Below are 21,404 nucleotides of genomic sequence, written 5' to 3' on the forward strand. Positions count from 1 at the left end.
AAGCCCCTGACCCGCCTTGTTTCATTCGGTGAGGAAGGAGACGGTCGTGTCGCGATTCGTCGACCGCGTCAAGATCGACGTGGTGGCAGGCAACGGTGGGCACGGATGCTCGTCGGTCCACCGTGAGAAGTTCAAGCCGCTCGGCGGTCCGGACGGCGGCAACGGAGGCAACGGCGGCGACGTCCGCCTCGTCGTCGACCCACAGGTGCACACGCTCCTCGACTTCCACTTCCGGCCGCACGCGCGTGGCACCAACGGCAGGCCGGGTCACGGCGACAACCGGAACGGCGCCAACGGCGACGAACTGGTCCTGCCCGTGCCCGACGGCACCGTCGTCCTCGACGACAAGGGGGCCATCCTGGCCGACATGGTCGGGGAGGGCACCGAGTTCATCGCGGCACAGGGCGGACGCGGCGGCCTCGGCAATGCGGCGCTCGCGTCCAAGGCCCGAAAGGCGCCCGGTTTCGCGCTGCTGGGCGAGCCGGGCGAGGAGCGCGAGCTCGTCCTCGAACTGAAGTCGGTCGCCGACGTCGGCCTCGTCGGTTTCCCGTCGGCGGGCAAGTCGTCGCTGGTCTCGGTGCTGTCGGCGGCCAAGCCGAAGATCGCCGACTATCCGTTCACCACCCTCACCCCGAACCTCGGCGTCGTGACGGCCGGCGCGGACGTGTTTACCGTCGCCGACGTGCCCGGCCTCATCCCCGGAGCCTCGGAAGGTCGTGGCCTCGGCCTGGAGTTTCTGCGACACCTGGAGCGGTGCGCGGTGCTCGCGCACGTCGTCGACTGCGCCACCCTCGATCCCGGACGGGATCCGCTGTCGGACATCGACGCCCTCGAGGCCGAACTGGCCGCGTACCGGCCCGCGCTCGACGCCGACCACTCGCTCGGCGACCTCGCGAGCCGTCCGCGCATCGTCGTCCTGAACAAGATCGACATCCCCGAAGCCGCCGAACTCGCCGATCTCGTCGAAGCGGACGTCGCCGAACGCGGCTGGCCGGTCTACCGGATCTCGGCCGTCGCGCATCAGGGGCTGCAGGAGTTGACGTACGCTCTGGCCGACATGGTGCGTGAGTACCGAGCCACGCAGGCCAAACCGGTCGCGCGCCGCACGATCATCCGGCCGAAGGCCGTCGATCAGGGCGAGTTCACCATCGAGGCCGACCCGTCGATCGACGGCGGCTTCATCGTCCGCGGCGAACGCCCCGAGCGGTGGATCCTGCAGACGCAGTTCGAGAACGACGAGGCCGTCGGGTACCTCGCCGACCGCCTGAACCGGCTCGGCGTCGAGGACGCGCTGGTCAAGCGCGGCGCCAAGCCCGGCGCCGCGGTGACGATCGCCGGTATGACGTTCGACTGGGAGCCGACGACGCCGACCGGCGACGCCGTGCCGATCACCGGGCGCGGCACCGACATCCGCCTCGAGCGAAACGACCGCGTCGGTGCGGCCGAACGCAAGATCGCGCGCAAGATGCGACGTGAGCACACCGACGTCGACAGCGAGCAGAGTCTCGGCTGGGACGACGATCTCGACGATGAGTGATGTCCGCGCCGCGATAGCGTCCGCCCGCAGCATCGTCGTCAAGATCGGATCGTCGGCGCTGACCGACCTGGAGAGCGGTCTCGACAGGTCTCGGTTGGACGCGCTCGTCGACGCGCTCGAAGCTCGCATGGCGGCCGGGTCGGACGTGATCGTCGTGTCCTCGGGAGCCATCGGAGCGGGTATCGCTCCGCTCGGACTACGAAAGCGGCCGACCGATCTCGCCACCAAGCAGGCGGCAGCCAGCGTCGGGCAGCTCGCGCTCGCCCACGCGTGGGGGACGTCGTTCGCGCGGTACCGCCGTGTGGTCGGGCAGGTGCTGTTGACCGCGGACGACATCTCCAATCGTGCTCATCACGCGAACGCGCAGCGGACGCTCGACCGTCTCCGGTCCCTGCACGCGGTGGCCGTGGTGAACGAGAACGACACGGTCGCCACCAATGAGATCCGGTTCGGCGACAACGACCGTCTCGCCGCGCTCGTCGCGCACCTGGTCAGCGCGGACGCGCTGGTGCTGCTGTCCGACGTGGACGGCCTGTACACCGGCGATCCGCGCAAACCCGGGCCGGACGGGCGGCCCGCTACGCTGATCGCCGAGGTGTCCGGGCCCGACGACCTCGACGGGGTGATCGCCGGATCCGGGGGAGCCCTCGGAACGGGCGGCATGGCGTCGAAGTTGGCCGCGGCACGGCTGGCGTCCGATTCGGGCGTTCCGGTGCTGCTGGCGTCGGCGGCCGACGCCGCCGGTGCGCTGCGCGACGCCTCCGTCGGAACTGTTTTCGCGGCCCGGCCCGAGCGACTGTCGGCCCGCAGGTTCTGGGTGCGTCACGCCGCCGAGTCCCTCGGCAGTCTGGTGCTCGACGACGGCGCCGTCCAGGCCGTCTGCCTGCGGCGACGTTCCCTCCTGGCGGCGGGCGTCACCGCGGTGCACGGCAATTTCTCCAGCGGCGACGTCGTCGACCTCGTCGACACCGCCGGAACCGTCCGCGGTCGGGGAGTCGTCGCGTACGACGCCGACGACGTGGCGCGCATGATCGGCCGGTCGACCGATGAGCTGCCGAGCGATCTGCGGCGTCCGATCATCCACGCGGACGACCTGGTTCCCGCCTGACCTCGAAGCGTCAGGCGCGGTGACGTCCCGCGCCGACCCTCTCGCCGGGGGCCGCGGGTGCGGGCGCCTCGATGAGCGGGTAGACGCCGTCCGCGTCGTGCACCTCGGTGCCGACCACCGGCGGGTTGAACACGCAGAGCATGCGCATCTGCTCGTCGACGGTCACCGTGTGACGCTCGTTTCCGTCGAGCAGGTACATGCTGCCCGGCCCCAGCGGGTAGGTGATCCCGGTCTCGCGATCGAGGAGAGTCCCCGAACCCTCGACGAGCCACACCGCCTCGACGTGGTTGGCGTAGTGGAACTCGTTGACCGAGCCCGCTCTGATGGTTGTCTCGTGGAACGAGAATCCGACGCCGTCGCCGCCGAGGACGATGCGTTTGGACACCCAGTCGCCCTTGGGGTCGGCGACGTCGCGGTCGGTTCCGGTGATCTCGTCGGTGGTGCGGACGATCATCCGAGGACCTCCTCTACCGCGGCGGAGAGGATCGACAGACCCTCGTTGAGTTCGACGTCGGTGATCGTCAACGCGGGGAGCAGCTTCACCACTTCGCCCGACGGTCCGGACGTCTCGGCGAGCAGCCCGCGTTCGAACGCCTTGGCGCAGACCTCGTTCGCCTTCGGCGCGTCGTCGAAGACGAGGCCCTGCACCATGCCGCGGCCGCGGTGGCTGATGCCGTCGAAGCGTTCGCACAGCTCGTCGAAATGCTCGCTGATCGCGATGCCCTTCGCCTTGGTGGCGACCGAGAACTTGTCATCCGACCAGTACAGGTCGATCGCGGCCTTCGCGGTCACGAACGCGGGGTTGTTGCCGCGGAACGTGCCGTTGTGCTCGCCCGGCTCCCAGACGTCGAGTTCGGGGCGGATCAGGGTGAGGGCCATCGGCATGCCGTAGCCGCCGATCGACTTCGACAGCGTCACGATGTCCGGCACGATGCCGGCCTCCTCGAAAGAGAAGAAGTCGCCGGTGCGTCCGCAGCCCATCTGGACGTCGTCGACGATGAGCAGCATGTCCTGGCGCTTGCACAGGTCTGCGAGGCCGCGCAGCCATTCGGCGCGTGCGACGTTGACGCCGCCCTCGCCCTGCACGGTCTCGACGATCACGGCCGCGGGCTTGTTGAGGCCGCTGCCCTCGTCGTTGAGCACGCGCTCGAACCACGCGAAGTCTTCGGTGGCTCCGCCCATGTAGTTGTCGAACGGCATCGGCGTCGAGTGGACGAGGGGGATCCCCGCGCCCGCACGCTTCATCGCGTTGCCGGTCACCGAGAGGGAGCCGAGCGTCATGCCGTGGAAGGCGTTGGTGAAGTTCACGATCGCTTCACGACCGGTCACCTTGCGCGCCAGCTTCAGCGCCGACTCGACGGCGTTGGTGCCGGTCGGGCCGGGGAACTGGACCACGTAGTCGAGGCCGCGGGGCTGCAGGATCTTCTCGGCGAACGTCGACAGGAAGGCGCCCTTGGCGCGCGTGTTCATGTCGAGGCCGTGCGTGATGCCGTCGCGCTCGATGTAGTCCAGCAGAGCGGACTTGAGGAACGGGTTGTTGTGGCCGTAGTTGAGTGCGCCCGCACCGGCGAAGAAGTCGAGGTATTCGCGGCCGTCGACGTCGGTGAGTCGACTTCCGACGGCGGTGTCGAAGAGGGCGGGCCAATCACGGCAGTAGGAGCGGACCTGAGATTCGTGCTTGGTGAAAGTGTCGTCGCCGCGTGTGTGCATCGTCGTCATTGTGTTGTGTTCCTTACGGAGTCGGCGTCATGCCGGAGTGAGCCGGTAGAGATCTTCCGGCTCGTGCGAGTCGCCGAAGAGGTCGGCATCGAGAAAGTGCTCGCGGGTCAGCTGCAGGCCGAGCGATCGGGCGACCCCGGCGAACAGACGCTGCGATGCGTCGTTGTCGGGGCTGATCGTCGTGTGGATCGCAGACGCGCCGGAGCGGGCGAACAGTTCGCGGAGCATGCTGCCCGCGATCTTCTTCCCGCGCTGGTCGGCGTCCACGGCCACCTGCCACACCATCAGGGCGTCTGGCGCCCCGGGCCTGCGGTATCCGGTCACGAAGCCGACGGGCCGTCCGTCGACTTCGGCGATGATCGAGGTGTCTGCGAAGTCGGTCGCCCACAGGACATAGGCGTAACTCGAATTCACGTCGAGGACCTGGGAATCGCGAGCGATCTCCCACATCCGCAGACCGTCGGTGGCCCGAGGCCGCCGGTAGGCGACGCCGTGCTCATCGTTCATCGTGACCGTGCTGTGTTCCGGGTTCATGACCTTTTCGACGCTAACGAGACCGTGCGGCGATGTCACCCGTTCGTCGGACGGACAGCGTGAATGTCCGTTGTCGCCACTGGTCAGCCGTGACGAGTGGGATAGATCACAGTAACGCCGGGGCGGCCGTCAACGACGGCAGGATCACCTCGCAGCGATGGTCGATCTTGAGCTTCGCGAAACGGTCACCGCGGGTGTCTCCCCGGTTGACGATGACGATCGGAATCCCGGCCGTCCAGGCGCGTCGGACGAACCGCAGTCCGGACATCACGGTGAGCGAGGAACCCGCCACGAGCATCGCCTCGGCGTCGTCGACCATGCCGAACGCGCGGTCGGTGACCTCGCGCGGCACAGTCTCCCCGAAGTAGACGATGTCGGGCTTCAGGATCCCTCCGCATTCGGCGCACGCGACCATGACGAAGTCGGCGGTGTCGTCGAGGACCGCGTCTGCATCGGGCGCGACCTCGATGGCTCCCCGGCTCGCGACCCGGTCCGCGAAGCCCGGGTTCGCGGCTTCGAGCCGCTCGGCGAGCGTGTACCGCGAGATCGCCGAGCGGCAGGTCAGGCAGATCACGCGCCCGTACGAGCCGTGAAGGTCCAGGACCGGCGTGGTGCCCGCCTTGAGATGCAGCATGTCGACGTTCTGTGTGATCACGCCGGACACGCGGCCCTCGCGCTGCATCGAGGTGATCGCGTGATGGGCGGCGGTGGGGAGTGCCGCGTCCATGTGCCGCCAGCCGAGATGGTTGCGGGCCCAGTAGTGCCTGCGGAAGTCGGGGGAGGAGAGGAACTGCTCGATAGTCATCGGGTTGCGCTGCGGCGAACCGGGACTCCGGTAGTCGGGGATGCCGGACGGCGTCGACACTCCGGCCCCGGTCAGGACGACGGTCCGTCGTCCCGCGAGGATCTCGGCCGCGCGGGCCGAGCTGTGTGCCGGGTCGGGATCGGCGACCGTCGGCGGGGCCGGAGTCCAGGCGTTGGAGCGCGTGCGCATGCCACGACGATACGATGGTTCACCGATATGACCAGGATCATCGCCGGAGAGTTCCGGGGCCGCCGACTCGGCGTGCCAGCCGACACCACCAGGCCCACGTCCGACAGGGTGCGCGAGGCCGTGTTCTCCATGCTCGGCGCACGTCTGGACCTCGACGGCCTGCGCGTCGCCGACCTGTACGCGGGCACCGGGGCGCTCGGGTTGGAGGCGGTGTCGCGTGGTGCGGCGTCCGCCGTGCTCGTCGAGGCCGATCGTCGCGCCGCCAAGGTGATCCGCGACAACATCGCAACGTGTCGCGCGGGCGGACGTGCGCGCGTCGTCGACCGCAGCGTCGAATCGTTCCTGTCCGCGTCGGCGGGTCCGTTCGACCTCGTGTTCATCGACCCGCCGTACGACCTCGCGACCGACGACGTCGACACGGTGCTCAGGCTTCTCGTGCCGTCCCTGTCGGACGACGCGTGGGTGCTGGTGGAACGCGGCGCGCGCAGCGTGCCGATCAGCTGGCCCGACGGCCTCGACGAGGTGTCGTCCAAGAAGTACGGCGACTCCGTCGTGTTCCTCGCCGCAACGTAGATCCACCGGCCCGGTAGATTCTGACGGTATGAGTGCTGCGGTCTGCCCCGGTTCGTACGATCCCTTCACGCTCGGTCACCGGTTCGTCGTCGAGCGGACGGCGGCCCGCTTCGACCGCGTCGTCGTCGCGGTGGTCGTGAACCCGAACAAGCAGGGCATGTTCTCGATCGACGAACGCATCGACCTCATCCGCGAGGACTGCTCGGACCTGCCCAACGTGGAGGTCCGCAGCTGGACGGGTCTGCTCGTCGACCTCGTCCGCGACGATCATCTCCCGACCATCGTCAAGGGTCTGCGGTCGGAGACCGACTTCGCCTACGAGACGCCGATGGCGCAGATGAACCGAGAACTAGCCGACGCCGAGACGCTGTTCATGTTGACCGACCCGCGTTTCGCCCACGTCTCGAGTTCACTCGTGAAAGAGGTCGCCAAGCTCGGAGGTGACGTGACCCCGTACCTCGCCCCGCACATCCATCGGGCGCTCGCCGACAAGATCGCGGGTGTCCGCGCGGTCTGATCACGCATATCACACGACACGCCGGGTCGACCTCCTGAGTCACAGTCGCACCATTCGGCACAATGGCCTCAAGAACATCGAGGCCTTGTGCCGGATCGGAGTAACCGTGTACCGCGTATTCGAAGCGCTGGACGAACTCGTCGCACTCGTCGAAGAGGCGCGCACCGTCCCGATGACCGCCGGCTGCCTCGTGCCCCGCGGCGACGTCCTGGAACTGCTCGACGACCTGCGCGACGCGCTCCCCGCTGAGCTCGACGACGCCCAGGACGTGCTCGACGAGCGCGACACCATCGTCGGGAACGCTCGCGACACGTCGGACAAGCTGATCACGAGCGCCGAGACCGACTCGGAGTCGATGCTCGCCCACGCGCGCGCCGAGGCCGAGCGGATCGTCGCCGAGGCGCAGGCTCGGGCCGATCGCATGGTGTCCGAGGCGGGCGTCCATGCTCAGCAGACCATCGACGCCGCGGACGACGAGGCGCAGCGCCTCGAGGCCAGCGCAAACCGCGAGTTCGAGGCCGTCACCGGACGGGCGCGCGCCGAGGCCGCCCGCGTCGTCGAGGCGGGCGATGCCAGCTACCACAAGTCGGTCGCGGACGGCATCGCCGAGCAGCAGCGTCTGGTCTCCGACTCGGAGGTCGTCGCGGCGGCGAAGAGCGAAGCCGAGCGCATCGTCGACGCCGCCCACGCCGAGTCCGACCGTCTGCGCGGCGACTGCGACATCTACGTCGACGACAAGCTCGCCGGGTTCGAGGACGTCCTCACCAACACCCTGCGTTCGGTGAATCGTGGACGTCAGCAGCTCCGCACCGGTGCCGGCATGCACGACTACGTCGAGTACCCGCACAGCGTCGACGAGGAGCGCGGGCCCGCGCAGATGGCGGGCTGACGGGATTGTCGCGGGGTCGCGCTACCATCGAATGGTGAGTGTGAACCCCTTTGTGATCGATGTTCGGAGCGTGCCCCGTCGTGCGGGGTCGATGGTCGAGGTCGACCGGACCGTCGTTACGCCCAACCGGATCGGTGCCGAGATGATCGGCATCCCCGCCGAGTCGGATGTACGCCTGGACCTGCGCCTGGAGTCGGTGACCGAGGGCGTCCTGGTGTCGGGAACCGTCGAGGGAACGCTCGACGGACAGTGCGGTCGGTGCCTCGATCCGATGAGCGACTCGGTGTCGGTGTACCTCACCGAGCTGTTCGCGTACCCGGACAGCGAGACCGACAAGACCTCCGACGAGGAGGAGATCGAGCGGATCGTCGACGAACAGATCGACTTGGAGCAGGTGATCATCGACGCGATCGGCACCGAGCTCCCGCTGACTCCGGTGTGCAGTCCCGACTGCCCCGGCCTGTGCCAGATCTGCGGCGTCAAGCTCGCCGACGCGGGCCCCGACCACGGACACGACGTCATCGACCCGCGGTGGGCCAAGCTCGCGGAGTTCAAGGAGTGAGCCGCAGCAAAGACCAGGCTCCGCTGCTGGCGGCGCTCGGCGTCACCATCAGAGACGATCTGCTCACCCTCGCGCTGACGCACCGCTCGTACGCGTACGAGAACGGCGGTCTCCCGACCAACGAGCGGCTGGAGTTCCTCGGCGACTCGGTGCTCGGCGTCGTCGTCACCGAACGGTTGTACGTCGGCTTCCCGGATCGTCCGGAGGGCGAGCTGGCGAAGATCCGCGCCAGTGTCGTGAACATGAACGCGCTCGCCGACATCGCCCGCGGGTTGGGCGAGGGCGGACTCGGCGCTCACATCCATCTGGGCCGGGGCGAAGAACTGACCGGTGGACGCGACAAGGCCAGCATCCTGGCCGACGGTCTGGAATCGTTGTTCGGCGCGATCTTCCTCGATCACGGCATCGAGGTCGCCAAGAGCGCCGTCCTCGGGCTCTTCGAGCCGATCATCGCGCGAGCGGGTGAACTCGGAGCCGGTCTGGATTGGAAGACGTCGCTGCAGGAGTTGTCGGCCGAGCGCGGCACCGGCCAGCCGCAGTACCAGATCACCTCGACCGGGCCCGATCACGACAAGGAGTTCACGGCGACCGCCGTCATCTCCGGCCGTGGGCTCGGCGAGGGCACGGGACGGACGAAGAAGGAAGCGGAGCAGAACGCCGCTGCCGTCGCGTGGCGGACGCTCGACGCCGATCCGACCGTCGGTCAGTCCTCGTCGCAGGACTGACGTGCCCGAACTCCCCGAGGTCGAGACCATTCGGTCGGGACTCGCGCCGTACCTGGCCGGGCGGACCGTCGAATCGGTCGAGGTGCTGCACCCACGTGCCGTGCGTCGACATGTCGGCGGCGGGTCGGACCTGGAGAACAGGTTGCGCGGCAAGCGCTTCGAGTCCGTCGACCGACGCGGCAAGTATCTGTGGCTCACCGGTGGCGATGCGACCGATGAGGTGGCGATCGTGGTCCACCTCGGTATGAGCGGTCAGCTCCTGATCAGCGATGACGATGCTCCCGATCCCGGTCATCTGCGTATCCGTGTGCGGCTCGACGACGGCAGACAGCTGCGGTTCGTCGATCAGCGAACGTTCGGCGGCTGGCACGTCGACGAACTGGTGACGGTCGGGGACCGGGCGCTGCCGGAATCGGTCGCGCACATCGCGCCAGACCCGTTCGAGGACGCCTACGACCCCGATCGGGTGGTCGCGGTGCTCCGGAAGAAGGACACCGAGATCAAGCGGGCGATCCTCGACCAGACGATCGTCTCCGGTGTCGGCAACATCTACGCCGACGAGTCCCTCTGGCGCGCACAGCTGCACGGGCGCCGCCGGACGCGCGGCATCACCAAGGCCGCGCTCGGCGACCTGCTCCGGTTCGCCTCCGACGTGATGGGCGAGGCGATCAAAGTCGGCGGCACGTCGTTCGACGATCTGTACGTGAACGTCAACGGGCAGTCGGGGTACTTCGATAGGAATCTACATTCATATGGCAGACATGGCCGACCATGTCCGAGGTGCGGAACGCTCATCGTGAGGGAGCAGTTCATGAATCGGGGCTCCCACTTCTGCCCGAAGTGTCAGCCACCGCCACGAAGTAGGCGCTGACCGGGGCCGGTGAACACCCCGGCCGGTTCATTACTTGCACATGCAAGTAAAACCGAGCCGTATATAAGAAGGGGGAACCTGTGACCATCACCTACGCCATTCCCGACACCCACGGTTGCGTCGACGAGCTGCGAGACGCCTTGACCAAGGTCGACATCTCCGACCCGACCACCAGCCTCGTCTTCCTCGGCGACTACGTCGACCGCGGTCCCGACAGTGCAGGCGTCCTCACTGCTGTGAAGGACCAGTGCGACGCACGCCCTGACCAGGTCATCGCGCTCGCTGGCAACCATGAGCGCTGGTTTCTCGCCTGGATCGACGCCGACGACAGCGACCCCACCTGGCTGCTCGCCGACACGGGCCTGACTACGACCCGCTCATTCCTGCCGACCGAGGTCGTCGAGCAGGCCGTATCCGCGCTGGCGGACGGGACTGTCGACACCGTCAACGGCGCCCTCAAGCGCGAAATCGTCTCCCGTCATGGCGATCTGATCGCCTGGATGCGCGAGCGGCCTCTGCATCACGAGACCGCTACGCACATCTACGTCCACGCTGGCGTCGACGAAGAAGCCGGACCGATGTGGGCGTCAATGACGACCGCCGAGACGTTCACCGAGAAGTACCCACCGTCGCTCGGCAAGCACGCCGTCGGCAAGGTCATCGTCGCCGGCCACACCGGCGTCGGTCCGCTGCACGCCCGCGAGGGCCGGATGCGCTGCTGGGAGCCGTATGTCGATGCTGGTCACGTGTACCTCGACGGGCGAGTCGAGACCACCGGCCAGCTCAACGTCATGCGCTACGACAGCGTGAGTCGGACGACGTCCTTCCTTTGACACGCGGCACAAACACCCGCCGGCCGGTGGCTGGCGGGTGCTTGTTCTCTCGATTCGCTGTGCGCCGCCATCTGCACGCGATCTACTGGTGGGCGTGGACGTATGCCCGAGCCAGTCCAATCCCACTCCATTCGAGCAACATACGTCACCACCCATTCGGCGCGTCTCACACGGGTACTCCCAGTGGAACAGTGCGCCAGCACCGCAAATTGCGTCTCAATAGGGTAGGGTAGCGGCATTTATGGACATCTGTCACATAATCCCTTAGACTTGTAGCGACAGATACGGAGTGCCGCGACGGACGCGGACGACGACAGGAGACACCCCATGCCGAACGCAACCACCGCATTCGATCGCGACATCGACGTCGTCCAGCATGTTCCCTCGGTCCCGCTGCACATCGTCGAGCACGACGGCCAACGCAGCAGGACGATCCGGCCCCGCGGCCCGCACCGCCATATCGTCGTCACCGAGATGAAGTGACCGGCCAGCGCGTCGGCTATGTCCGGGTGTCCACCGCCGATCAGAACGAGGTCCGCCAGCTCGACGGTGTCGAGTTGGACGAGGTCTTCGTCGACAAGGCCAGCGGCCGGACCCGCGACCGGCCGCAGCTCGACGCGCTGATCAAGTACGTCCGCAAGGGCGACACGGTGTTCGTCCACTCCCTCGACCGCCTGGCCCGCAACGTCACCGACCTACAAGGCATCATCGCCGACCTGAACGTCAAGGGCGTGCGCGTCGAGGTCACCACGCAAGGTCTGGTGTTCACCGGCGACGAGAACCCGATGACGAAAATGCTGCTGCAAATGCTCGGTGCCGTCGCGGAGTTCGAGCTGGCGACCATCCGGGAGCGCCAGGCCGAGGGCATCGCCAAGGCCAAAGCCGCGGGCAAGTACAAGGGCCGCAAGGCCGCGCTCACCCCGGAGCAGGCTCAGGAGATCGCTCGCCGCCACGCCGGCGGTGCGGGCGAGGGGATCACCGCGCTAGCCAAGGAGTTCGGCGTCTCTCGGCAGACTGTATACCGCTACCTGGCCGAGGTCCGGTAGCCGCGGCGGCGTAGCCGACGCCGAGAGCCTCCTCGACACCACACACGTCGAGGAGGCTCTCACATGTCCACACCCCACGCGTCCCCAGCAACAACCACCGCAACGCGCTCCGGTTCCCGCGTCGTCGTCACGCGCACCGACGACGTGATCGCCGGTGCCGAGCCGATCGTCAGCGTCATGGTCGATAGCGGCGACATCATGGCCTTCACCCCGACGACGGCGCTAGACCTTTCCGCGATGCTCGCCCGTGCTGCGACGGACACGATCGCCGTGCAGATCAAGGTCGCGAATTCCTATCCAGGCGAATCGTTCGAGCACGTCTACGACGTCACCGCTCCCGCGCCGCGGGATCACGAAGACGTCTACGACTGGATGTACGACCACCTCTGGGAGCACACCGGCGAGGGGCCAGAGTACGCCGCCGTTCCCGCTGCATACGAGGTCGAGATCCTCAGTGCGCCAATCGACTTCGCGCACCTCATCGGCCTGAAAGTCGACTCTTACGGGTAGCACGCCGGCGAAGCCGTCGACGGCCTCCACCTCGAACGATCACACCGAGGGAGGGGATCACCCATGACCACCGTTCTCTGCGACCCGTGGGTCGAGCAACACATCAGTGCAGGGCGCCTGTCACCAGGAGCCCGCGGGCTCACCCGCGAGGCCGCCGCCGAGCAGTACAACAGCGCAAACGGCCTTGTTTCGTCGGACGAGGACTACCTCTACACGCCTGGTCAAGCCGCTGACGTCGCCCGCGAGCTGCTCGCCGACATCGGCATCGAGATCGCCGAGGGCTCGCGCATCCTGCTCACCGACATGACCGGTGGGGCGAGGTGCTGGACCTTCCTCGTCGAGCCCTCGCAACTCGCCTTCGCCTGCGAGCAACACCGACTCGTCACCGGCGAATCGATCAACTCCGATGCACTCGAAAGGGCTCTCCCATGGGCATGACACCATCCGTCGCGATCACCGAGCCCGACCGCCCGCGTGTCTGGATCGGTTCCCTTGCCGCGTACCACGGCTCGCACGACGGCGTCCCGCGCCTCATCGGCGAGTGGTTCGACGCGACCGACGCGGGCGAGTTCACCGTCGCCGACCTGCACAGAGGCACCGGCGTGCCGTTCGACCCCGACGACGAGCTGTGGGTGATGGACCTCGACGGGGACTGGCCGGTGCGCCGCGAGATGGACCCGACCGAAGCTGCCCGCTGGGGCGAGATCCACGAGGAGGTTGGGCCTGAGCGCTGGCCGGCCCTGTGTGCGTGGGTGCGCAGCGGCAGCTACATCGCTGAGGGCGACAGCGACTTCCCGGTCCTGTCCGATTTCGAGGAGGCGTACTGCGGTTCTGGCTGGGATAGCTTCCAGGACTTCGCCGAGGACCTTGCCGAGGACATCGGCCTACTGTCCGATGTGCCCGAGAGCCTCCAGGCGTACTTCGACATGCGCGCCTGGGCCCGAGACCTCGCGTACGACTACATGACTGAGCGGGACGCCGACGGCAACCTGCACATCTTCAGGAGTCTCTGATGACCGAACCGACGCTCAGCGACGCGCTCGACCTGCTGCCCGAGGCCTGGCACGACGACGTCGCCGACGACGCGGCGGCCCAGGGCTGCGCAGTCGGCTACACCTCCGCGGCAGGCGGCCTGCGCACCAAGACGATCGAGCGGATGCAGCGACTCTTTACCGAGCGGGAGGCCGACGGGGACTGGCAGGCGATGAGTCCCGGTCACCGACTCGACGAGTGCTTTCCGAGCTACTGCGGCATCGGATCGTTCGAGCTGCTCGCCGAGCTGGGCGTGACGCCGGTCTACGTCCTGCCTGCCGACTGATTCCACGGGGGCTGGCCGCTGCGCGAGCCGGCCTCCGTGGTCATTCACCTATATGACACCCGACTTTGCAGGGGGATGTGAGCTGAGTCTCACTCTTGACACGATCTGCTACCCTTTTAAGACTTTTAGACAGGCCACCGCGGGAGCGGTCTGCCCAGCTCATCGCCTATTTTCTGTCACAAACCCCTGCTACCAATGAACGCGTCGCCCATCTGGGCGGCGCGTTTTCTTTTGCACTATGCGACGATGCCCATGGCGCAGTAGTGCAACATAAATCGGACGCTACTGATCGGCCGTGATCCGCACAGCAGGAAGGACGCTATGAACGTGACAAGATGGGCCCGTGCCCGCACCAGACGCCCATATCCCGCAGCGAGAGCTACTCGCGCGGCCCGTGCGTCGTGAGGCCGTGGGGCGAGCGCTGAAAGCGGCCCGAGTCGCCGCGGGTCTCAACAAGCAGCAGGCAGTCGAGCTGTCCGGCGTTTCCAGGCACTCGCTGATGCGCCTGGAAGCGGGTAGCGGCTCGATGAATCTGGACCGCCTGTGGTCTCTTGCTCGCGCGTACGGCACCACGCCCAGCGCGATTCTCGCTGCCGCCGAGGCTGACCCGGACGCGGCCGAGACACTGCGGCCCTAATCAGGCTCTCCGCACACACCTTCACCTCACGACGTCGACACACTCGACGTTCGCACCCGTGCGCGGGTGCCCACACGCCACCACCTGACACCGCCACCCTGGGAACCACCACCATGAAGAGCAAGATCATCACCGCCGTCATCGCACTATTCGTCGCCGTCGCCGCTCTGGCCGGCACCACCGCGACCGCTCCCGAGGCCTCTGCCCGGGTCGCCAGCGGCACCTACACGTACACGACCGTCAACTTCGGCGTTCCGTCGAAGAGCAAGGCCGTTATCCGCGGGAACGCGCTGACCGTCTACGCGCCGGCAGGTGTCCAGCGCTACCACCTTCATCAGACCAAGTCCGGGGGCTACTTCGATTTCGCCGGTCAGCGGTACGTCCTGAACAAGCGACCCGGCGGCAGATTCTCGGGAAAGACGTACTACGGCCCGTTCGTCATCGGCCACTCGACACTCGTTCCGCGCCGCTGACCACACCCGCTGATCTCGAAGGAGAGCCATGTCTGACCTCGACTTGTACGCGATTCACAACCTCGACCGGCGCGCACCGTCGCCCGATCTCGCCGCGCAGCTGACTGCCCAGCGCAACGGTGCCGCCGACCCGATCGCTCGCCAGCGGCTCGATGTTGCTCGTGCCATCCTCGGTGATCCGCAGCGTCGGCAAGCCTACGACGCGCAGCTCGCCGACCCGCAGGCACCGCCGATCACCGAGGCGGTCCTGGCCGGCTTGGCCGGTCGTCCCGCGCCTGCACCGGACAAGCCTGCGCCCTTCGCGCAGCCACGGGTGCTCGCGGCGGTCGCCGCCGCGCTCGGCGTCCTGCTGGTCATCGTGGTCTCGGCCGTGGCGTGCAGCGGGGGCGACGATGACGGCGACAGCAGTCGCGACGCCGCTACGCCCGGCACGACGTCCACCCTGACGACGGAGCAGACGAAGACGCCGACCGTCTACTCAGCCGAGTACCGCGTCGACGACGCCAGCTTCGTCCCGAGCGCTGCTATGCGGATCGACGCCACGCTCGATCTGGAGGCGACCGTTCGCAAGCTTGGGTACGACGGCACCGATTTCGGGTTGCGCGACAGCAGTCACATCAGCCTCAACCGCGTCACTGAGAGCGGCAACATCGAGCTGGCCTGGTGTGATCCGAGTTTCGCTGGCGCGAAGAACATACGATGCTTCGTCGTCACCATCACCCCGGAACTCAAGGTGCTGAACGACGTCTCGTTCCCCGAGGCCGAATTGGGCGCGCACAAGTCCAAGGGAGCGACTGTCAGCGATAAGTATGCGTACGTACGAGTTACCAGCGGAGACCGGCTGCCTACCAAGGCCATCACGGTCAAGGGCGGCTACACGAAGGCCGAAGCCCTGTCGCTCGTGGCCGGTGCGAGCGACGACGTCGCATACTTCGTAGTGCCAGGCGCATTGAAGGTGTACAAGGCGACAGTGGTCTGGGCCGACTGACCCGCCCCCACGCAGCACAGAACCCCCTCACCCGAGTCGGGTGAGGGGGTTCTGTGCTGCGTGGTCGGCTACTTCGACGAGCGCTTCCTCTCTAGGTCGTCGTCGACCTCGCGAGCGGGGTTGCCCTTGAACTTCGACCGACGCTCCCGGGCGGCCTCCGCGGCCTCGCCGCACGTCGTGGCCGGCACGCCCTTGGGGTGCTGGGCCTTGGCCTCAGCCAGGCCCCTCGACCTCAGCGTCGTGCCGTCGCGGAGCCGGGCATCCAACGTCGCCTTCATCGCCGCGGCCGAGTCCAGCGTCTTGTCGGCCTTCCAGCGCGCCTGCGCGCGCTCGTGGACCACGTCCCACCCTGTCATCGGACGGATCTTCCCGGACTTGGCGTCCTTGATCTCGCGGCCCGCGGGGAGGCGGCGCAAGCCCTCCATCACCGCCGCGTTCTCGTGCTCCAGCGCCCGTGGGACCGAGTACGAGTCGTCGCGCGTGCTCTCCGGCTCCGGCTCGGACTTCTCCGGTTCCTGGGCGGCCGCGGCCACGAGTCGGCGCACGGCCTCCTGCGCCCCCTCTCCACGCGCGTCGACGGTCACCGGCTCGATCACCGGCTCTTGCTCCGCCGTCACCTCTGCGGGGCGCTCAGAGGCCTTCTTCACCGCCTTGGCACGGGTGCGCGGCGGTGCGAACGCCGAGGCGGGGATCGCCTCCTCGGCCACCGCTTCGCGGGCCAGCTCGACCGCCTCGCGCTCGGCGAGTTCGACGCCGACCTGCTCGGCCCACCCCTTCGCCGTGAGGTCGTCGGAGAACGTCGAGGCCTTCCGGCGGCGCACGCGCGGCTTCACCGTCTCGTCGGTGTCGTCGAGAGCCTTGTAGGTCCACCCGACCGAGTCGTGGCCCTGCGGCTCGGGCTCGCCCGCCCTGCGCGCGCGCTCGACCTCGGCGGTCTTCGGCTTGATCCGCGAGACCTTGGCCTCCAGCGTGACGCCCTCGGTCTTGAGCGCCGCCGTGAGCTTCTCGGTGGCGTTCTCGCGGGTCAGCTCCGGATCGGCCAGCACCTCGCGCATGCACTCGTCCACGCGGTCGCCGAGCTGCTGGTCGAACGCGCCCTTGGTCGCGCGCTTGTCCTCCCAGTACGACGCTCGGGTGCGCTCGACCTCGACGGTCTCGCCGTCGAGCGCCTGCTGCTGGGTCTGCATCTTCCAGGTCGGCTCGACCACGCGGAGGTTCAAATCCCGCATCAGTTCGTCGTTGACTCGCTGCACCTGGTGGTGCAGGTGCCCGTGCCGCAGCGCCCGCCCGGTTCTCTCGTTGTGGTTGACGATCTTGATGTGGTTGTGCGGGTGCCCGCCGGCGCCGTCGACGTGCGTGATGACGAGGGCGAGCGAGTCCGGGTGCAGCTTCTTCGCCAACGCGTAACCGGCGTCATTGACCCGCTGGACCGCGTCGGGGTCGTTCGGGTCGAACTCGGTCTTCTCGAAGCTCTGGATCAGGCTGTGCGTCTCGCACTTGCGACCCTTCGTCTCGGCGATCCACTCCGCGTACGCCACGAGTTCCCACGGGTCACCGAGGTCGCATTTCATCGCCGCGACGCGGTCGGTGCAGGTCGCAAGATTCTCCTTGTGCCGCTTGCTCCACCGCGCGCCGTAGATCTCGTAGTAGACCGCGCCGTGGGTCTTTCCTTTCGACAGACGGCGCGTGTTCGTCGTGCTCATGCGCGCGCCCTCACCGTGCCGCCCAGGAGGCGCTCGGACACCGCGAGCGCCTCGTCGAGCCGGCGCAATTCGTCGTGCACCTCGTCGGGCGTCTCCAGGCCGGACCAGATGCACAGGCCCTTCTCACGGTTGCACGTTCTCGTCCAGGCGTTGAGCACCGCGCCGGCCGAATCCAGCGCCGCCACGGCCTCGTCGAGGCCCTTGCCGTCGGCCAGGGCCGCCGTCATCGCCTCCAGGGAATCGACCACGTCCTCGACGACTCCGGTGGCCGGGACGCGGCCTCCCTCGTCGTAGCGCCAGTCGTCGAAAGTCAGCAGCGCCTGCGACACCGTCCCTCGCTTCCCTGCCTGCTGCACCTGGCGCATGTTGACCCCGATCCGCGTCACCGCCACGCGAGCACGGGCCAGCGCTCGCGTCTGCTCCATCGTGCGACCGGACTGCTGCGCGATCTGCGTCGGCATGGACGCACGGTCGATCACATCCATGACCGCACCGCGCACCAGCTTCGTCGGATCGAGGTCGTGCTCGGCGGCGTAGGCCACCACGCGCAGCGCCTCGCTCTCGGTGAACCCGTCACCGAGATCCGAGCGCCTCGCCTCCCGTGCGGCGTCGAGCGCCGCACCGCGAACCAGCGCCGAGACCGAGAGGCCTTTGGCCTCTGCTCGCCGCTTCACGGCTGCAAATTCGCTAGGCGCGAATTTGCAGCCGACGAAGCGACTTCGCGACTCCGCCCTAGCCGTCTGCTTCGCAGCCGTCCCAGTCGTCGGCCGCGCCTCCTGCTTCGCAGTCGTCACGTCCTCCTCCTCCCACCATCGTCGAAACTTCGTTTCTCCATTCATCATAGCGCGCAGGTGGGGCAAGCAACACATCTGTTTAACGTCGGCTCCGCCGCCGTCAAACAGATGCACGCCGCCTTTGGCGGACGTCATGAGGTGGGCTGCGCCCCCCTCGCGCTGCGCGCTCACCCCTGCTCTCCCCAGAATCTCCGGACCTGGCGGTCCGGCCGCGCCCGGAAAACCGGGCGGTGGTGCCCGGGTCCGGGCACGAGAAAGCCCCCACCCGGAACGGGTGGGGGCTGTGCGGAATCTCGCCGCGGCTACTGCTCGCCGTAGACCTCGTCGCCGCAGGGGACCAGCCGGACGACCGGGCTCGGCCCGGCGACCCGGTAGCCGCCCTCGCCGTCGTCGGTGAGGGCGATCCGCTGCCCGAGCACCGACGCGGTGTAGCCGGTCGGGGTCTCGGTCAGCGTGTGCGAACCCAGGATCGAGATCCGATTCTCGTCGTCGTAGATCGTCGCCGGGAAGGCGACGTACCCGGTCACCGAATCGTGGTTCGCGATCGCGGTGTTGCCCCAGAAGCAGCGCGGCCCGCTGTCGGTGTCGGCGCTCGCGGTTCCGGCCCCCAGGCCGATCGCGGCGACGGCGATCGAGCCCATGACGGCGGCGGCTGCGGCGGTGCGGTTGATGTTCTTCATGGTGTGACTCCTCAGTCGATTTCGTGATGTGTGATGTACGTGGCTAGTGCTGGAACTGTCGACGCTCTGCTGGGACGCTGCCTTGCCAATCACCGCCCCTTCTCAGTCGTGGCTGCGGTGGTCTCGGTGGCCGTGGTCGTCTTGGTCGAGTCCTCGGACTCGTCGTCCTCCGGCGCGTATTCGAGAGTCGTCTTGGCGAGCGTGTCGCCCATGACGACCCACACGGTTTCGGCCTCGGCGCCGTCCGGCTTGGCCGCGGAAACCACGACCTGGCCCTCGCGCATGCCCTTGGCCTCTGTGGGCACGCCCTCGCCGACGACTGCGTAGATTCCGCCCTTGCCGCTCTTGCACGCGGTGGCCGCGTCGGCGTCCTCGCCGGTACCCTCGCCGTCCTCGATCACGCGGACGCCGTCGGCCGTGGCGACCCGGACTTTCCACCACGACGTCGTGGACTTGCCGCGCGCGTCCTTGGGCCCGGGAGCCGAGGCGTAGACGCCCAGATCGCGGTTGCTCTGCTGCAGCAGGACCACACGCTCGGCCGCGGCGTCGCCGAGGTCCTCGACGCGATCGGCGAAGCCCTTGGGCAGCGGCACGGTCTTGACGATGCGCAGCTGCGTCTTGGGCTTGTCGCCGCGGGAATCGCCCCACATCGCGTCCTTGAGCTGCTTGCCGTCGCACGCGTCGATCGGCGGGTGGGTCTTGTCCTCGACCTTGTCCTTGACGGCCTCGGTCTTCTCGGTCGCCTTCGCCTTGACGTCGGCGATCGAGTTCTCCTGGCCCAGCTTGTTCATGCCGAACGCCAGCCCGCCGAGGATCAGCGCCGCGACCACTGCGGCCACGAGGAGGAACTTCACGGGGATCCCGTGGTCGCCGTCGACGGCGACGGCGGTCGGAACCGGGGCCGGGGCCTCGGTCGCCGGAGCGGACGCCAGGGCCATCGTGACCGTCGGCACCGGTTCCGGTTCGGGCTCGTCCTCGGGTGCCTCGTCGAGCGCCCCCGAGGCCTCCGCGAACGGCTCGTCGACGATCTCGTAGTCATCGCCCAACTCCGACAGATCGATGGGGTTGCCGTCCTCGTCGACGAAGAACTCTTCGTGCGCGGCCATGTCAGGCCTCCTTCTTCTCGGTGGTGTTGTCGGCCTCGGTCCGGCGTACGACGCGACGGACGACCTTGGGTGCGGGCTGAGCCGCAGGCGCCGGAGCCTGGACCGGAGCCGGCTGCGGGGCCACTGGGGCCTGCTGCACTGCCTCCGCGGGCGCTGGCGTGGTCACCACGCCCTTGCGGCGCAGACCCGCGAGCATGGAGGGCACCAGGCTCGGGAAGACCACGACCGCTCCGACCATCGCGGCGCAACCGCCGGCCACGTAGACGTTCTGGAAAATTCCGAACGCCGCCGAGGTCGCCGCGCGCAGGACCAGGAAGGCGATCGCGTAGGCGATCGAGATGGCTGCGAGCGCCGGCATGCTCGTACCCGCGAGCCAGGTCCGGTACTCCGCGGCGATCTCGTTGAGCGTGCTCTTCGTGGTCGCGAAGCCCTCGCCGCCGCTCCCGGCTGGCAACGCGACCATCCCGCGGGCGTACATGAGCTTCACCATCATGACGATCATCAGCGTCATGAAAGTCGTCGCGACCTCCTTGTGCTGGCCCTGCGCGAACGCCCAGGCGGTCGCACCGGCGCCGCCGAACAGCAAGACGGTCGAGACGATGCGCAGGATCTCGCCTGCACTGGAATTGACGTTGACGTTGATCTGCTGTGCCTCGCTCATCGCGCTTCTCCTTCGTGGTGGTCGGCCGTCACGCGCTGCGCGGCCACGAGTTCGCGCTCGGCTGCGCGCTCGGTCTTGATCTCGTCCAGGGCCCGCGTGATCGGGCCCGCGTGCTTGTCCAGGGCCCGCACGCCGACCGTCAGGGCCAGCAATCCGGCCCCGGTGGCGACCACAAGCGCGGCCCACAGGATCGCCTCGCCGCGCCCGTCAGGGGTCCAGGCCAGGACGGCCAGAACCGCTGCCGTGCCGAGCGCCGCGGTGCCGGCGGTGCGGACCGCGCCGGCCAGGCGGGCGGCCCCCGTCACTGACCCCACCGCTGCGCGTCAGGGTCGGGCTCGACGGCCTCGACCGGCTGGGACTGCGGCTCCTCGGCCTGCTCGGCCGGTGCCGCCTTCTGCCCGGCCGCCGCCGCGGCCATCGCCTCGGCGAAGACCGCCTGGTGCGCGGTCTCGATGTACGACAACGCCTTCTCGCGCTGGGCCTTAGCCTCGCGCGCCGCCCGCTGGCGCAGGCCCTTCAGTTTCGCGTCCGCGTCCTCGCGGACGATCGCGATCTCGGCGTCCACCGCGGACAGACCCGCCGCCATGTGGGCCGCGATCCGCTCTGCCTTCGTCTGCTTCGCCATG

General features: G+C 68.1%; 29 protein-coding genes. 18 read left to right on the forward strand and 11 right to left on the reverse strand.

Going from position 1 to position 21,404, the window contains the following annotated elements:
- The first annotated feature begins 46 nt into the window (after positions 1-46).
- Positions 47-1,537 (forward strand): GTPase ObgE, encoded by a 1,491-nt coding sequence (obgE, locus tag GYB83_RS14085; protein WP_161896061.1) that lies wholly within the window; start codon positions 47-49, stop codon positions 1,535-1,537.
- Positions 1,530-2,645 (forward strand): glutamate 5-kinase, encoded by a 1,116-nt coding sequence (gene proB / locus GYB83_RS14090; protein WP_161896062.1) that lies wholly within the window; start codon positions 1,530-1,532, stop codon positions 2,643-2,645. Before obgE ends, proB begins: the two co-directional genes overlap by 8 nt.
- A 10-nt stretch (positions 2,646-2,655) precedes the next feature.
- On the opposite strand, the gene GYB83_RS14095 is transcribed toward proB, so the two are convergent.
- The 4 genes from GYB83_RS14095 to GYB83_RS14110 form a co-directional block, all read right to left on the reverse strand.
- Entirely contained in the window at positions 2,656-3,099 is a 444-nt protein-coding gene (locus GYB83_RS14095) for an ectoine synthase (RefSeq protein ID WP_161896063.1), read from the reverse strand.
- On the reverse strand, positions 3,096-4,364 hold the full coding sequence (ectB, locus tag GYB83_RS14100; protein WP_161896064.1) for a diaminobutyrate--2-oxoglutarate transaminase: 1,269 nt from the start codon (positions 4,362-4,364) through the stop codon (positions 3,096-3,098). The genes GYB83_RS14095 and ectB overlap by 4 nt, the downstream gene beginning before the upstream one ends.
- Before the next feature lie 27 nt (positions 4,365-4,391).
- Positions 4,392-4,898 (reverse strand): diaminobutyrate acetyltransferase, encoded by a 507-nt coding sequence (gene ectA / locus GYB83_RS14105; protein WP_161896065.1) that lies wholly within the window; start codon positions 4,896-4,898, stop codon positions 4,392-4,394.
- Between the two features lie 106 nt (positions 4,899-5,004).
- Positions 5,005-5,892, reverse strand: a complete 888-nt coding sequence (locus GYB83_RS14110) for a Sir2 family NAD-dependent protein deacetylase (protein ID WP_161896066.1) — start codon at positions 5,890-5,892, stop codon at positions 5,005-5,007.
- 27 nt (positions 5,893-5,919) lie between these two features.
- On the opposite strand from GYB83_RS14110, the gene rsmD reads away from it, so the two are divergent.
- The 16 genes from rsmD (at position 5,920) to GYB83_RS14190 (ending at position 15,834) form a co-directional block, all read left to right on the forward strand.
- Positions 5,920-6,465 (forward strand): 16S rRNA (guanine(966)-N(2))-methyltransferase RsmD, encoded by a 546-nt coding sequence (rsmD, locus tag GYB83_RS14115; RefSeq protein ID WP_161896067.1) that lies wholly within the window; start codon positions 5,920-5,922, stop codon positions 6,463-6,465.
- A gap of 28 nt (positions 6,466-6,493) precedes the next feature.
- Positions 6,494-6,982 carry a pantetheine-phosphate adenylyltransferase gene (gene coaD, locus GYB83_RS14120; RefSeq protein ID WP_161896068.1) on the forward strand — a complete coding sequence of 163 codons (489 nt, stop codon included), beginning with the start codon at positions 6,494-6,496 and terminating at the stop codon, positions 6,980-6,982.
- Positions 6,983-7,088: 106 nt separating this feature from the next.
- On the forward strand, positions 7,089-7,871 hold the full coding sequence (locus tag GYB83_RS14125) for a DivIVA domain-containing protein (protein WP_186349785.1): 783 nt from the start codon (positions 7,089-7,091) through the stop codon (positions 7,869-7,871).
- A gap of 31 nt (positions 7,872-7,902) precedes the next feature.
- Complete coding sequence (locus tag GYB83_RS14130) at positions 7,903-8,433, forward strand: YceD family protein (RefSeq protein WP_161896070.1); 531 nt, start codon at positions 7,903-7,905, stop codon at positions 8,431-8,433.
- Complete coding sequence (rnc, locus tag GYB83_RS14135) at positions 8,430-9,158, forward strand: ribonuclease III (RefSeq protein ID WP_161896071.1); 729 nt, start codon at positions 8,430-8,432, stop codon at positions 9,156-9,158. The genes GYB83_RS14130 and rnc overlap by 4 nt, the downstream gene beginning before the upstream one ends.
- 1 nt (position 9,159) lies before the next feature.
- Complete coding sequence (gene mutM, locus GYB83_RS14140; RefSeq protein WP_161896072.1) at positions 9,160-10,029, forward strand: bifunctional DNA-formamidopyrimidine glycosylase/DNA-(apurinic or apyrimidinic site) lyase; 870 nt, start codon at positions 9,160-9,162, stop codon at positions 10,027-10,029.
- A gap of 80 nt (positions 10,030-10,109) precedes the next feature.
- Positions 10,110-10,862, forward strand: a complete 753-nt coding sequence (locus GYB83_RS14145) for a metallophosphoesterase (RefSeq protein WP_161896073.1) — start codon at positions 10,110-10,112, stop codon at positions 10,860-10,862.
- A 327-nt stretch (positions 10,863-11,189) separates the two neighbouring features.
- Positions 11,190-11,345, forward strand: coding sequence for a hypothetical protein (locus GYB83_RS14150; RefSeq protein WP_161896074.1), 156 nt, complete (start codon positions 11,190-11,192; stop codon positions 11,343-11,345).
- Entirely contained in the window at positions 11,342-11,908 is a 567-nt protein-coding gene (locus tag GYB83_RS14155; RefSeq protein ID WP_161896075.1) for a recombinase family protein, read from the forward strand. Before GYB83_RS14150 ends, GYB83_RS14155 begins: the two co-directional genes overlap by 4 nt.
- 144 nt (positions 11,909-12,052) lie before the next feature.
- Positions 12,053-12,418, forward strand: coding sequence for a PH domain-containing protein (locus GYB83_RS14160; RefSeq protein WP_161896076.1), 366 nt, complete (start codon positions 12,053-12,055; stop codon positions 12,416-12,418).
- A gap of 63 nt (positions 12,419-12,481) precedes the next feature.
- Positions 12,482-12,856, forward strand: coding sequence for a hypothetical protein (locus tag GYB83_RS14165; RefSeq protein ID WP_161896077.1), 375 nt, complete (start codon positions 12,482-12,484; stop codon positions 12,854-12,856).
- Complete coding sequence (locus GYB83_RS14170; RefSeq protein WP_161896078.1) at positions 12,853-13,431, forward strand: antirestriction protein ArdA; 579 nt, start codon at positions 12,853-12,855, stop codon at positions 13,429-13,431. Before GYB83_RS14165 ends, GYB83_RS14170 begins: the two co-directional genes overlap by 4 nt.
- Positions 13,431-13,736, forward strand: a complete 306-nt coding sequence (locus GYB83_RS14175; RefSeq protein WP_161896079.1) for a hypothetical protein — start codon at positions 13,431-13,433, stop codon at positions 13,734-13,736. Before GYB83_RS14170 ends, GYB83_RS14175 begins: the two co-directional genes overlap by 1 nt.
- Positions 13,737-14,079: 343 nt before the next feature.
- Entirely contained in the window at positions 14,080-14,373 is a 294-nt protein-coding gene (locus tag GYB83_RS14180; protein ID WP_161896080.1) for a helix-turn-helix transcriptional regulator, read from the forward strand.
- 113 nt (positions 14,374-14,486) lie between these two features.
- Positions 14,487-14,846: a hypothetical protein gene (locus GYB83_RS14185; protein ID WP_161896081.1), complete on the forward strand. Its 360-nt coding sequence runs from the start codon at positions 14,487-14,489 to the stop codon at positions 14,844-14,846.
- Between the two features lie 28 nt (positions 14,847-14,874).
- The gene (locus tag GYB83_RS14190) at positions 14,875-15,834 is read left to right on the forward strand and encodes a hypothetical protein (protein ID WP_161896082.1); all 960 of its coding nucleotides are present in this window, start codon (positions 14,875-14,877) and stop codon (positions 15,832-15,834) included.
- Between the two features lie 68 nt (positions 15,835-15,902).
- Here GYB83_RS14190 and GYB83_RS14195 read toward each other — a convergent pair whose 3' ends face one another.
- The 7 genes from GYB83_RS14195 to GYB83_RS14225 form a co-directional block, all read right to left on the reverse strand.
- Entirely contained in the window at positions 15,903-17,537 is a 1,635-nt protein-coding gene (locus GYB83_RS14195) for a relaxase/mobilization nuclease domain-containing protein (protein WP_161896083.1), read from the reverse strand.
- Entirely contained in the window at positions 17,534-18,502 is a 969-nt protein-coding gene (locus GYB83_RS14200; RefSeq protein ID WP_161896084.1) for a hypothetical protein, read from the reverse strand. Before GYB83_RS14200 ends, GYB83_RS14195 begins: the two co-directional genes overlap by 4 nt.
- A gap of 131 nt (positions 18,503-18,633) precedes the next feature.
- On the reverse strand, positions 18,634-19,011 hold the full coding sequence (locus GYB83_RS14205) for a hypothetical protein (protein ID WP_161896085.1): 378 nt from the start codon (positions 19,009-19,011) through the stop codon (positions 18,634-18,636).
- An 89-nt stretch (positions 19,012-19,100) separates the two neighbouring features.
- Positions 19,101-20,117, reverse strand: a complete 1,017-nt coding sequence (locus tag GYB83_RS14210) for a hypothetical protein (RefSeq protein ID WP_161896086.1) — start codon at positions 20,115-20,117, stop codon at positions 19,101-19,103.
- A gap of 1 nt (position 20,118) precedes the next feature.
- The gene (locus GYB83_RS14215) at positions 20,119-20,778 is read right to left on the reverse strand and encodes a hypothetical protein (protein ID WP_161896087.1); all 660 of its coding nucleotides are present in this window, start codon (positions 20,776-20,778) and stop codon (positions 20,119-20,121) included.
- Entirely contained in the window at positions 20,775-21,083 is a 309-nt protein-coding gene (locus GYB83_RS14220; protein WP_161896088.1) for a hypothetical protein, read from the reverse strand. The genes GYB83_RS14215 and GYB83_RS14220 overlap by 4 nt, the downstream gene beginning before the upstream one ends.
- On the reverse strand, positions 21,080-21,403 hold the full coding sequence (locus GYB83_RS14225; protein WP_161896089.1) for a hypothetical protein: 324 nt from the start codon (positions 21,401-21,403) through the stop codon (positions 21,080-21,082). The genes GYB83_RS14220 and GYB83_RS14225 overlap by 4 nt, the downstream gene beginning before the upstream one ends.
- Between the last annotated feature and the right edge of the window lies 1 nt (position 21,404).

Source organism: Gordonia spumicola, from assembly GCF_009932475.1.
Taxonomy (GTDB): Bacteria; Actinomycetota; Actinomycetes; order Mycobacteriales; family Mycobacteriaceae; genus Gordonia; species Gordonia spumicola.

Bases quoted from the DNA above. Each gene is read 5' to 3' on its own strand.
- GYB83_RS14175 (WP_161896079.1), top strand. From the start codon at position 13,431: ATGACCGAACCGACGCTCAGCGACGCGCTCGACCTGCTGCCCGAGGCC.
- rsmD (WP_161896067.1), top strand. From the start codon at position 5,920: ATGACCAGGATCATCGCCGGAGAGTTCCGGGGCCGCCGACTCGGCGTG.
- GYB83_RS14150 (WP_161896074.1), top strand. From the start codon at position 11,190: ATGCCGAACGCAACCACCGCATTCGATCGCGACATCGACGTCGTCCAG.
- coaD (WP_161896068.1), top strand. From the start codon at position 6,494: ATGAGTGCTGCGGTCTGCCCCGGTTCGTACGATCCCTTCACGCTCGGT.
- GYB83_RS14205 (WP_161896085.1), bottom strand. From the start codon at position 19,011: ATGAAGAACATCAACCGCACCGCCGCAGCCGCCGCCGTCATGGGCTCG.
- GYB83_RS14195 (WP_161896083.1), bottom strand. From the start codon at position 17,537: ATGAGCACGACGAACACGCGCCGTCTGTCGAAAGGAAAGACCCACGGC.
- GYB83_RS14165 (WP_161896077.1), top strand. From the start codon at position 12,482: ATGACCACCGTTCTCTGCGACCCGTGGGTCGAGCAACACATCAGTGCA.
- GYB83_RS14225 (WP_161896089.1), bottom strand. From the start codon at position 21,403: ATGGCGAAGCAGACGAAGGCAGAGCGGATCGCGGCCCACATGGCGGCG.
- GYB83_RS14110 (WP_161896066.1), bottom strand. From the start codon at position 5,892: ATGCGCACGCGCTCCAACGCCTGGACTCCGGCCCCGCCGACGGTCGCC.
- ectB (WP_161896064.1), bottom strand. From the start codon at position 4,364: ATGACGACGATGCACACACGCGGCGACGACACTTTCACCAAGCACGAA.
- proB (WP_161896062.1), top strand. From the start codon at position 1,530: ATGAGTGATGTCCGCGCCGCGATAGCGTCCGCCCGCAGCATCGTCGTC.
- GYB83_RS14210 (WP_161896086.1), bottom strand. From the start codon at position 20,117: ATGGCCGCGCACGAAGAGTTCTTCGTCGACGAGGACGGCAACCCCATC.
- GYB83_RS14095 (WP_161896063.1), bottom strand. From the start codon at position 3,099: ATGATCGTCCGCACCACCGACGAGATCACCGGAACCGACCGCGACGTC.
- GYB83_RS14215 (WP_161896087.1), bottom strand. From the start codon at position 20,778: ATGAGCGAGGCACAGCAGATCAACGTCAACGTCAATTCCAGTGCAGGC.
- GYB83_RS14190 (WP_161896082.1), top strand. From the start codon at position 14,875: ATGTCTGACCTCGACTTGTACGCGATTCACAACCTCGACCGGCGCGCA.
- ectA (WP_161896065.1), bottom strand. From the start codon at position 4,898: ATGAACCCGGAACACAGCACGGTCACGATGAACGATGAGCACGGCGTC.
- GYB83_RS14185 (WP_161896081.1), top strand. From the start codon at position 14,487: ATGAAGAGCAAGATCATCACCGCCGTCATCGCACTATTCGTCGCCGTC.
- GYB83_RS14130 (WP_161896070.1), top strand. From the start codon at position 7,903: ATGGTGAGTGTGAACCCCTTTGTGATCGATGTTCGGAGCGTGCCCCGT.
- GYB83_RS14170 (WP_161896078.1), top strand. From the start codon at position 12,853: ATGACACCATCCGTCGCGATCACCGAGCCCGACCGCCCGCGTGTCTGG.